Origin of the sequence: Pseudomonas fluorescens (assembly GCF_000802965.1) — a bacterium.
GTDB classification, from domain to species: domain Bacteria; phylum Pseudomonadota; class Gammaproteobacteria; order Pseudomonadales; family Pseudomonadaceae; genus Aquipseudomonas; species Aquipseudomonas fluorescens_A.
This window is the reverse complement of record NZ_JSAK01000063.1, coordinates 1-294: the sequence shown is the minus strand read 5'-3', so window position 1 is coordinate 294 and position 294 is coordinate 1. Positions and strand designations below refer to the sequence as shown.

Sequence of the window (294 nt, the reverse complement as noted above, 5' to 3'; positions counted from 1 at the left end):
CGCCTTTCGAAATATGGGGTGAACCCACGACAACGGGAGTCACAATCCCGTGCTCTACCAACTGAGCTACGCCCACCATATTACTTTGCAAAAAAGCCAAACAACTTCTTTGCTGACCCCAACCAGGCCAATCGACCTGAGTGAAGCTTTATTTGGTGCGGATGAAGAGACTCGAACTCTTACGCCTCGCGGCGCTGGAACCTAAATCCAGTGTGTCTACCAATTCCACCACATCCGCGAGTGAGGCTTTTAAAGCAAAGGCGCCAGACTGTTAATCTGGCGCCTTTCGAAATA

Annotated in this window: 1 tRNA gene; it reads right to left on the bottom strand. The window is 50.3% G+C overall.

Going from position 1 to position 294, the window contains the following annotated elements:
* Nucleotides 1–153 precede the first annotated feature (153 nt).
* A tRNA-Leu gene (locus tag NL64_RS29110) sits at nucleotides 154–238 on the bottom strand.
* Between the last annotated feature and the right edge of the window lie 56 nt (nucleotides 239–294).